Annotated in this window: 10 protein-coding genes; all 10 read left to right on the forward strand. The window is 66.0% G+C overall.

All coding sequences use genetic code 11. The annotated features are described in order from the left end of the window. On the forward strand, positions 1-861 hold an 861-nt coding region (gene bchL / locus Q0071_RS20300; protein WP_298174047.1), incomplete at its 5' end, for a ferredoxin:protochlorophyllide reductase (ATP-dependent) iron-sulfur ATP-binding protein. Then, complete coding sequence (bchM, locus tag Q0071_RS20305) at positions 861-1,598, forward strand: magnesium protoporphyrin IX methyltransferase (protein ID WP_298174049.1); 738 nt, start codon at positions 861-863, stop codon at positions 1,596-1,598. The genes bchL and bchM, both read left to right, overlap by 1 nt. A 56-nt stretch (positions 1,599-1,654) precedes the next feature. Continuing rightward, complete coding sequence (locus Q0071_RS20310; RefSeq protein ID WP_298174064.1) at positions 1,655-3,043, forward strand: BCD family MFS transporter; 1,389 nt, start codon at positions 1,655-1,657, stop codon at positions 3,041-3,043. A 70-nt stretch (positions 3,044-3,113) separates the two neighbouring features. Further along, positions 3,114-3,890 (forward strand): photosynthetic reaction center subunit H, encoded by a 777-nt coding sequence (puhA, locus tag Q0071_RS20315; protein WP_298174052.1) that lies wholly within the window; start codon positions 3,114-3,116, stop codon positions 3,888-3,890. Continuing rightward, a complete protein-coding gene (gene puhB, locus Q0071_RS20320) occupies positions 3,887-4,516 on the forward strand; it encodes a photosynthetic complex putative assembly protein PuhB (protein WP_298174054.1) in 630 nt (209 codons plus the stop codon). Before puhA ends, puhB begins: the two co-directional genes overlap by 4 nt. Beyond that, positions 4,513-4,995: a photosynthetic complex assembly protein PuhC gene (gene puhC, locus Q0071_RS20325; protein ID WP_298174056.1), complete on the forward strand. Its 483-nt coding sequence runs from the start codon at positions 4,513-4,515 to the stop codon at positions 4,993-4,995. The genes puhB and puhC overlap by 4 nt, the downstream gene beginning before the upstream one ends. After that, positions 4,995-5,282 carry a hypothetical protein gene (locus Q0071_RS20330; RefSeq protein WP_298174058.1) on the forward strand — a complete coding sequence of 96 codons (288 nt, stop codon included), beginning with the start codon at positions 4,995-4,997 and terminating at the stop codon, positions 5,280-5,282. Before puhC ends, Q0071_RS20330 begins: the two co-directional genes overlap by 1 nt. A gap of 110 nt (positions 5,283-5,392) precedes the next feature. Beyond that, positions 5,393-6,418: a magnesium-protoporphyrin IX monomethyl ester (oxidative) cyclase gene (gene acsF, locus Q0071_RS20335; RefSeq protein WP_298174066.1), complete on the forward strand. Its 1,026-nt coding sequence runs from the start codon at positions 5,393-5,395 to the stop codon at positions 6,416-6,418. A gap of 23 nt (positions 6,419-6,441) precedes the next feature. Next, entirely contained in the window at positions 6,442-7,197 is a 756-nt protein-coding gene (gene puhE, locus Q0071_RS20340; protein ID WP_298174060.1) for a putative photosynthetic complex assembly protein PuhE, read from the forward strand. Between the two features lie 40 nt (positions 7,198-7,237). Continuing rightward, on the forward strand, positions 7,238-8,298 hold a 1,061-nt coding region (hemA, locus tag Q0071_RS20345), incomplete at its 3' end, for a 5-aminolevulinate synthase (RefSeq protein WP_298174062.1).

Here is an 8,298-nt window from a genome sequence, read left to right on the forward strand (position 1 = left end):
CCAGATGGCGACGGGTCCGTGCAGGTCCGGCTCGATCCCGCTGATCGCATCGGCAATGCCAAGGTCTTTGCCGTCTACGGCAAGGGCGGCATCGGCAAGTCGACCACTTCGTCGAACCTGTCCGCCGCGTTTTCGATGATGGGCCACCGCGTGCTGCAGATCGGCTGCGATCCCAAGCACGATTCCACCTTCACGCTCACCAAGAAGCTGATGCCGACAGTGATCGACGTGCTCGAAACCGTGGAATTCCACGCCGAGGAACTGCGGCCCGAAGACTACATGTTCGAAGGCTTCAACGGGGTGATGTGCGTCGAGGCCGGCGGCCCGCCCGCAGGCACCGGCTGCGGCGGCTATGTCGTGGGGCAGACGGTCAAGCTGCTCAAGCAGCACCACTTGCTCGAAGATACAGACGTCGTGATTTTCGACGTGCTGGGCGATGTGGTGTGTGGCGGGTTCGCTGCGCCGCTGCAACATGCCGAACGCGCGATCGTCGTCGCCGCCAATGATTTCGACAGCATCTTCGCGATGAACCGTATTGTCGCCGCGATCAATGCCAAGTCGAAGAACTACGACGTGCGCCTTGCAGGGGTTGTCGCCAACCGTTCGGCAGGCACCGACGAGATCGACCGCTTCAACGACGCCATCGGGCTCAAGCGGCTCGCCCACTTCAAGGATCTCGACGCGATCCGCCGCTCGCGCCTGAAGAAGTGCACCTTGTTCGAAATGCCGGACAGCCCGGACGTGATCGCGGCGCGCGAGGAATACCTCAATCTTGCCCGCATCCTCTGGAATGGCACGCCTGCGCTTGAGGCGACGGCCATGAAGGACCGCGATATCTTCGATTTCCTGGGGTATGAATGATGGCGACGCGCGCATCTTCCAGCTTTGACGGCCAGGTCTCCCGGCACGGCTCGCGCTTCGATGCACAGCGCGACAAACTGACGACCTATTTCGACAGCACGGCGCGCAAAGCGTGGATCGACCTGACTTCGGATGCGAAAGTCAGCGGGATCCGCGCCACCGTGCGCGCAGGCCGCGATGCCATGCGCGACGTGCTGCTGGACTGGCTGCCGCACGATCTGCGCCGCATGCGCGTGCTCGATGCCGGGTGCGGCACCGGCGCGCTGAGCGTGCTGGCGGCGCGGCGCGGGGCCGAAGTGGTCGGTGTCGATGTGGCGGGCGGGCTCGTCGCGATTGCGCGCGAACGCTGCCCCTCGTTCCTCGGCCACGGCCGCATCCACTGGCGCGTGGGCGACATGCTCGATCCCGCGCATGGCCGTTTCGACCATGTCGTCGCGATGGATTCGCTGATCCACTACCGGCCAGACGACATCGTTGCCACGCTGGTTTCGCTGGCCGAGCGCTGCGACGGCTCGATCGTGTTTACCCACGCACCTTCCACCCCGATGCTGCGCGCGATGCACACGATGGGCCTGCTTTTCCCCCGCAGCGACCGCGCGCCCGCCATCGTGCCTGTGCGCGATGCCGACCTGATCGCGCGGATCGAGAAGGCCCTGCCGGGCTGGCATGTCGGCCGCAGCAAGCGGATCGGCACCGGCTTCTACATTTCCAATGCCCTCGAACTGGTGCGCGACTGACCATGACCGGAACGCCCGCCATGACCGACACTATCCCGCAGACCCGCCTTTCGCGGATGGCAGGCCAGTGGACGCGCGTGGCGGTGAGCTGGCTGCCCTTTGCTGATGCCGCGAGCGCCGAACTGCCTCTGTCCCGCCTGCTGCGGCTTGCGCTGTTTCAGGTGAGCGTGGGCATGGCGACGGTGCTGCTCAACGGCACGCTCAACCGCGTGATGATCGTCGAACTGCACACGCCGGCCTGGCTGGTTTCGCTGCTGATCGCGATGCCGCTGCTGTTTGCACCGCTTCGCGCGCTCATCGGGCACAAGTCCGATACGCACCGCTCCGTGCTCGGCTGGCGGCGGGTGCCCTATATCTGGTTCGGCACGCTGATGCAGTGGGGCGGTCTTGCGATCATGCCCTTCGCGCTGCTGCTGATGAGCGAGCAGCGCACCTTCTATACCGGCCTTGGCGGGGGCGCGCTCGCGTTCCTGCTGACGGGCGCAGGCCTCCACGTGACGCAGACCGCCGGACTTGCACTGGCGACCGACCTTGCGCGCGCGGACAAGCGCCCGCGCGCGGTGGCGCTGCTCTATGTGATGCTGCTGGTAGGCATGATGGTTTCGGCCTTCGTGATCGGCGGCTTGCTTGTGCCCTTCAGCCCGACCCGGCTGGTACAAGTGATCCAGGGCGCGGCGGTCGTGACGCTCGTGCTCAACGTGACCGCGCTGTGGAAGCAGGAAGGCCGCAATCCCGGCCGGACCGCGAAGGACCGCGAGGCGCCCGAATTCAGCGACGTTTGGCGCGAATTCGTCGCCGAGCCCAACACGGTGCGCCTGCTTGCTGCCATCGGCCTCGGAGCGGCGGCTTTTGCGATGCAGGACGCGCTGCTCGAACCTTATGGTGCCGAGTTGCTGGGCCTTGCCGTTGGTTCCACCACCATGCTGACAGGCTCCTGGGCAATGGGCGCAATTGCCGGTTTCTCGATCTCTACCCGCGTGCTGGAGCGCGGCTTCGATCCGCTGCGGCTGGCAGGCGCCGGCATGGTCGGCGGGATCTGCGCGTTCATTCTCGTGCTGCTGGCCGCCCCGCTCCATTCTGCGGCGCTGCTTGCCGTGGGTGCGGGCGCGATCGGCTTCGGCATTGGCCTGTTTTCGGTCGGCACGCTGATCGCGGCGATGTCGCTGGCGCAGCGCCGCGATTCCGGTGTGGCGCTGGGCGCCTGGGGCGCGGTGCAGGCGACGGCGGCAGGCAGCGCGCTCGCGGTGGGCGGCGTGATCCGCGACACCGTTTCCTGGGCAAGCGGGCCGGGCGGACGCGCGGCAGGCTATGCCACGGTCTACAGCCTTGAAATCGTAATGCTCATTGCAGCCCTGGTGGTCCTTGGACCGCTGGCGGGCAAGCGCCTCGGCCTCTCGGGCGATTTGCCCGGCGGGCAGATGGCTTTGCCGGAGTTTCCGACATGAGTGTTTCCAGCGTGAATGTGGTGGTGGGAATTGCGGCCTCCGGGGCCCTGATCCGGGAAAGGAACGTTCGATGAAAAGCGCATATGTAGTTGGCTCGATTGACGTGGCAGAGCTCGCGCTCTGGGCGTTCTTCCTCTTCTTCCTTGCCCTGGTCTTCTGGCTGCGGCGCGAGGATCGCCGCGAGGGCTATCCGCTCGAAGACGAAATGAACGGATTTATCGAGACCGTTGGCGGGCCGCTCTCGACGGCACTGCCCAAGACCTTCCACCTGCCTTTCGGCCGGGGCAGCGTGTCCTATCCGCTGCCGCGCACCGAAGGCCGCGAGCCGGTGGAAATCGCCGCCAAGCGCTACGAGAACTTTGCCGGTGCGCCCTATGTTCCGACCGGCAATCCGCTGGTCGATGGCGTCGGCCCGGCATCCTATGCCAACCGCGCCAAGTGGCCCGATCAGGACGCGCATGGCCGCGCCCGCATCGTGCCGCTTTCGACCGAGGATCACATCTCGGTATGGAAGGGCGGCCCTGATCCGCGCGGCATGAAGGTGATCGCGGCGGATGGTCAGGTGGCCGGCACCGTGACCGACCTGTGGATCGACCGTGCCGAGCACCAGGTCCGCTACCTTGCGGTAGAGACCACCAGCGGCAAGCATGTTCTCGCCCCGATGGCGATGGCAACGGTGAGCGCAGCAGGCGTGACCATCGATGCGATCAACGCGGCCGACTACGACGCCGTGCCGCAGCTTGAAAGCGCGACCGAGATCACCCGCTATGAAGAAGAGCGCGTGATCGGCTACTTCGGCGGCGGCTATCTCTACGCCAACGCCGGTCGTCAGGAGCCCATCCTGTGAGAGAGCACGATATCGAGCCGATCCGCGGTCTGCCGGGTGATCTGCCTGCGGGCGAGGCGATCCTCTGGCAGGGCACGCCCGATGCACAGGTGTTCGCCCGCAGCGCGCTGGGCGTGCGGTGGATCGGCGGATACTTCGTGGCTCTCGTCGGCTGGGCGCTGGTCGGCGGCACGCCGCTGGGGGCGCTCATCACGGCAGGCTTCGGTGTGCTGGCGGTGGGCCTCGCGTATGGCTTCGCACTGCTGGTGGCGCGCAGCACGGTCTACACGATCACCAACCGCCGCGTGGTGTTGCGCATCGGCGTCGCGCTCAGCAAGTGCATCAATCTGCCGCTGGTGAAGCTGGGCGGCGCGGATCTGCGCAATCTGGGTGCGGGCTACGGCGATATCGCGCTGTCGCTCGATGGGCCGAGCATGCTCGGCTACGCGATGCTCTGGCCGCATGCCCGTCCCTTCCGCCTGGCCAAGCCGCAGCCGATGCTGCGCGCACTGCCCAACGCGGCTGAGGCGGCGGGCATTCTCGCCAAGGCAACCGCCGCGATCGTGCCGGTTCAGCAGCGCAGCGAAGCCGCACCCGCCGCAAGCGCAACACGTCCGGCCTTGGGCGCAAAGGAGGCAATGGCATGAGCCTGGTCCACGATCATGAACAGACGATGCCCAAGGGCGCCCTTGCCTCGGCGTTGGTCCTCGTGGGAACTGCAATCGCGCTCACGGCGCTGGTCAAGGTTGGCGTGCTGAGCCGCGAGGCGATCCCCGCTGCCGCCCGCACCGAAGCGCATGTCGCACCGGCGGTGGTGCGCCAGCTCACCTTCACCGACCGCGGTGACGGCGCAGTGGTGGTGCGCGATGTCTCCACCGGCGAGACGGTGCGCGTGCTGGTCGACGGCGTGCCCGGCAACGGCTTCGTGCGCGGCGTGATGCGCGGCATGGCGCGGGAGCGGCATATCCGCGGCGTCGGCATGGCCCCGCCCTTCACGCTGACGCTGTGGAAGAACGGCACGCTTTCGCTGGACGACAAAGCCACAGGCCGTTCGATCGAGCTCGGCTCGTTCGGGCCGGACAACCGGGCCGCCTTTGCTGCGCTCCTTCCCGGAGGCGCCGCCTGATGGCCTCCAGCAGGTTCGATACCCCCTGCCGCATCGAGATCGAGCAGACGCCGGAACACTTCCACGCGCATGTGCGGCTGGCCGGCGATATCGAACTGCAGCCGGGCGATCGCGTGAAGGTCCACGGCGCGCCGATCCGTGTTGATTTCGGTCAAAGCCTCGCGATTGACCGGATGGCAACGGTGACGCGAGCCGGGCCGCTGGTGCGGGCCTGGATCAGGCTGGCCGCCTATTTCGACCTTACCGAACTCTACGAAGTCAGCTTTACGCCCGGGAGACCGTCATGAACGCCCCTACCACGATCGACCCGAAGTCTTCCGCGCATGAAGAGTTCAGCCGCGCCGCCGCCGCTGCCGGGCTCGACTTCGACAACGGCAGCAGCGCCAAGCTGGATACGATGGCCATGGCGCGCGCCGAAACGGTGCTAAGCCCCCGCTTCTACACCACCGACTTCGCCGCGCTCGATGCGATCGACGTCTCGCCGGTACGTGCCGAGTGGGACGATCTGATCGCCGAGATGCAGGCGGACCGTAACAAGCTGCACTTCAAGCGCACGGAAAGCTTCGAGGGGATCATCGAGAACCTTGAACCGGCCCTGCGCGAGGAATTCACCGATTTCCTCGTCAGCTCGATGACATCGGAATTCTCCGGCTGCGTGCTCTATTCCGAAATGGCCCGGCGCACGCGCAATCCGGACATGAAGATGCTGTTCAAGCTGCTCGCGCGCGATGAAAGCCGCCATGCCGGGTTCATCAACGAAACGCTGAAGGACGCCGGGATCGGCGTCGATCTGGGCTTTCTGACCAAATCGAAGAAGTACACGTACTTCCGCCCGAAGTTTATCTGGTATGCGGTCTATCTTTCTGAAAAGATTGGCTATGCCCGCTACATCACGATCTACCGGCACCTCGCAAGGCACCCCGAGCACCGCTTCCACCCGATTTTCTCGTGGTTCGAGGAGTGGTGCAACGACGAGTTCCGCCATGGCGAAGCTTTCGCGCTGCTGATGCGGGCAGATCCGAAGCTGCTGACCGGGCTGAACCGCCTGTGGATCCGCTTCTTCCTGCTTTCGGTCTACGCCACGATGTATGTGCGCGATCATGCGCGCCCGCTGTTCCATGCGGCGCTGGGCGTTGATCCGACCGAGTACGACTACAAGGTCTTCTCGGTCTGCACCGCGATCACCCGCCAGGTGTTCCCGATCGAGCTGGAAACCGATGATCCAGCCTTCCGCCGCCGGATGGACGACCTGCTGAACGCCAGCAACCGCATTGCCGCCGGCAAGGCGCGCGGCGGGGTGGCGGGCGCGTTCCAGCGCTACAGCGGTGTTGCCGCCGCGGGCCTCGCCTTTGCGCGGATGTACTTCCACCGCACGCGCGAGAACGCGCTGCCCGCCTCGGTGCGGATGCAGCCATCGTGGTAAGCCTCTCCGGTCACGCTATCCCCATGGTGGTCACGCTTGTCGTGTGGTTCTTCGCCACCGGGCTGATCGCGTGGCTGGACAACCGTGACCGGGCGACTTTCCCGCGCGCGCTGGCCATCGCTGGCGCAGGCGGCATCCTCGGGCTTGTCGCGGTGGTGGTCGGCTCGGTCATGCCCGGCATGGCGGGGGCCTATATCGGCTTCGTCGGCGCGCTGATGGTTTGGTCGTGGCACGAGGCGAGCTTCCTGATGGGCGCAGTTGCCGGGCCTCGGCGCGAGCCGAGCAATCCCGCTGCGCGCGGCTGGGACCGCTTCATCGATGCCGGATCGACGCTCATTTACCACGAGATCGCCCTCGCGCTCACCGCGCTGATGCTGCTTTCGCTCGGCTGGAATGCGATCAATCCCACGGGGGCCGAAGTCTTCGTGCTGCTGCTGGCGCTGCGTGTTGCCAGCAAGCTTGCGCTCTTTGCCGGGGTGCCGAGCCAGGTGGGCGATCTCTTGCCCCCGCATCTCGATTACCTGCGCAGCTATTTCGGCCCGCGCCGCTTTTCGCCCGCGCTGGGCATCGCACTCGTCTTCACGGTGGTCCTTGCCGCGCTGCTCGGCAATGCGGCGCTGGCCGCGCCGGCGGGCAGCACCGAAGCCGTCCGCGCCAGCCTGCTCTTTGCGATGGCAGCGCTCGGCGTTCTCGAACACGTGTTTTTAGCTTTGCCGTTTCGCGACGGCGCACTCTGGGGCTGGGCTTTGCCTGGCCGCCGCAATCACCTGGGCGCTTGAGGGCCCGGATCTGAGTTTTAAGGGAAGGGGTATTTCGGCCATGGATTATGAGGCCTTCTTTACACAGGAACTCGATGCTGTCCGCGGCGAAGGGCGTTATCGCATCTTCGCCGAACTGGAGCGCCATCGCGGCTCCTTCCCCAAGGCGACGCGGCATGTGGACGGCGGCACACAGGAAGTCACCGTCTGGTGTTCGAACGACTACCTCGGCATGGGCCAGCATCCCAAGGTGCTGGACGCGATGCACACGGTCATCGACGAATGCGGCGCGGGCGCAGGCGGCACGCGCAACATTTCAGGCACGAACCGGCACCACGCGCTGCTCGAAACCGAGCTCGCCGATCTTCACCACAAGGAAGCCGCGCTGCTGTTCACCTCGGGCTATGTCTCGAACTGGGCGGCGCTCGGCACGCTGGCCGCACGCCTGCCCGATTGCGTCGTATTCTCGGATGCCGGCAACCATGCCTCGATGATCGAAGGCATTCGCCACAGCCGCGCTGAATGCGTGGTCTGGAAGCACAACGACTGGCGCGATCTCGATGCCAAGCTTTCGCAAGTGGCCCCTGGCCGCGCGAAGCTGGTGGCGTTCGAAAGCGTCTACTCGATGGACGGCGATATCTCCCCGATCCGCGAGATCATCGAAGTCTGCGAGAAGCACGGCGCGCTCTCGTACATCGACGAAGTCCACGGCGTCGGCCTCTATGGCCCGCGCGGCGCGGGCGTGGCCGAGCGTGAAGGCCTGATGGACCGGATCGACGTGATCGAGGGCACGCTGGGCAAGGCCTTCGGCGTCATGGGCGGCTATATCGCGGCCTCAGAAGCGCTGTGCGACTATGTGCGCAGCTTCGCCTCGGGCTTCATCTTCACGACGGCGATCCCCCCTGCCCTCGCCGCCGGTGCCTGCGCCAGCATCCAGCACCTGAAAGTGAGCGGCTACGAACGCGCCCGCCACCGCGACCGGGTGAGCACGGTACGCCGCAAACTCAACGCGCTGGGCATCCCGCACCTCGACAACCCGAGCCACATCATCCCGGTGATGGTGGGCGACGCGCGCAAGTGCAAGATGATCAGCGACTGGCTGCTCGACAACCACGGCATCTA

The organism is Novosphingobium sp., assembly GCF_027486195.1.
In the GTDB taxonomy this organism is placed as follows: Bacteria; Pseudomonadota; Alphaproteobacteria; order Sphingomonadales; family Sphingomonadaceae; genus Novosphingobium.

Bases quoted from the DNA above. Each gene is read 5' to 3' on its own strand.
- Q0071_RS20330 (WP_298174058.1), top strand. From the start codon at position 4,995: ATGGCCTCCAGCAGGTTCGATACCCCCTGCCGCATCGAGATCGAGCAG.
- puhA (WP_298174052.1), top strand. From the start codon at position 3,114: ATGAAAAGCGCATATGTAGTTGGCTCGATTGACGTGGCAGAGCTCGCG.
- bchM (WP_298174049.1), top strand. From the start codon at position 861: ATGGCGACGCGCGCATCTTCCAGCTTTGACGGCCAGGTCTCCCGGCAC.
- puhE (WP_298174060.1), top strand. From the start codon at position 6,442: ATGGTGGTCACGCTTGTCGTGTGGTTCTTCGCCACCGGGCTGATCGCG.
- puhC (WP_298174056.1), top strand. From the start codon at position 4,513: ATGAGCCTGGTCCACGATCATGAACAGACGATGCCCAAGGGCGCCCTT.
- Q0071_RS20310 (WP_298174064.1), top strand. From the start codon at position 1,655: ATGGCAGGCCAGTGGACGCGCGTGGCGGTGAGCTGGCTGCCCTTTGCT.
- acsF (WP_298174066.1), top strand. From the start codon at position 5,393: ATGGCCATGGCGCGCGCCGAAACGGTGCTAAGCCCCCGCTTCTACACC.